This window comes from Streptomyces sp. NPDC021012, assembly GCF_044333355.1.
Lineage (GTDB): Bacteria > Actinomycetota > Actinomycetes > Streptomycetales > Streptomycetaceae > Streptomyces.
Genome location: NZ_JBIRQU010000008.1, coordinates 371,431 through 372,643 on the forward strand (window position 1 = coordinate 371,431; position 1,213 = coordinate 372,643).

Below are 1,213 nucleotides of genomic sequence, written 5' to 3' on the forward strand. Positions count from 1 at the left end.
GTCGTCCCGACGGAAGCCGCCACCACGGTTGTCGTCACGACGGTCGTCCCGCTGCCCGTACGAGGGCCGGTCGTCCCGACGGAACGACGACGGACGCTCGTCACGCCGGTCATCGCGGCGGAAACCGCCGCCACGGTTGTCGCCACCACGGTCGTCACGACGGAAACCGCCACCGCCACGGCTGTCGTCACGGCGGAACGACGAGGGACGCTCGTCACGCCGGTCGTCCCGACGGAAGCCGCCACCACGGTTGTCGTCACGACGGTCGTCCCGCTGCCCGTACGAGGGCCGGTCGTCCCGACGGAACGACGACGGACGCTCATCACGCCGGTCATCGCGGCGGAAACCGCCGCCACGGTTGTCGTCACGACGGTCGTCCCGCTGCCCGTACGAGGGCCGGTCGTCCCGCTGCCCGTACGAGGGCCGGTCGTCCCGCTGCCCGTACGAGGGCCGGTCGTCCCGACGGAACGACGGACGCTCGTCACGCCGGTCATCGCGACGGAAGCCACCACCACGGTTGTCACCGCCACGGTCGTCCCGGCGGAAACCACCGCCACGGTTGTCGCCACCACGGTCATCGCGACGGAAACCACCACCGCGGTTGTCGTCACGACGGTCGTCCCGCTGCCCGTACGAGGGCCGGTCGTCCCGACGGAACGACGGACGCTCGTCACGCCGGTCGTCACGACGGAAGCCACCACCACGGTTGTCGCCACCACGGTCATCGCGACGGAAACCACCACCGCGGTTGTCGCCACCACGGTCGTCACGGCGGAAGCCACCACCACGGCTGTCGCCACCACGGCTGTCGTCACGGCGGAAACCACCACCGCGGTTGTCGCCACCACGGTCGTCGCGACGGAAGCCACCACCGCCACGGTTGTCGTCACGGCGCGGCCCGCGGAAGCCGCCCCGGTCGCCACCGGCACCGTCCCTGCGACGCGGCTCGCGCTCCGGACGGTCGTCGGGAGAGTTGGTGGACATCGGTGTGACTCCTGTCTTCGGGTACTGCGTTCATTCTCGCGCAGCCGGCACTCAGCCGCGCATCGGAAAAGTCAAGCAAAAAACAAAAGGACCCCTGGTCCCAGCGTGAACGCTGGGACCAGGGGTCCTTGAAGAATTGTTCGGCGGCGTCCTACTCTCCCACAGGGTCCCCCCTGCAGTACCATCGGCGCTGAAAGGCTTAGCTTCCGGGTTCGGAATGTAACCGGGC

Annotated in this window: 1 protein-coding gene and 1 rRNA gene; one reads left to right on the top strand and one right to left on the bottom strand. The window is 69.3% G+C overall.

Translation table 11 applies throughout. The annotated features are described in order from the left end of the window. On the top strand, positions 1 to 1,116 hold a 1,116-nt coding region (locus tag ACH4TP_RS27120), incomplete at its 5' end, for a hypothetical protein (protein WP_398439369.1). Between the two features lie 6 nt (positions 1,117 to 1,122). On the opposite strand, the gene rrf is transcribed toward ACH4TP_RS27120, so the two are convergent. Beyond that, positions 1,123 to 1,213, bottom strand: a 5S ribosomal RNA gene (gene rrf, locus ACH4TP_RS27125); the annotation flags it as partial.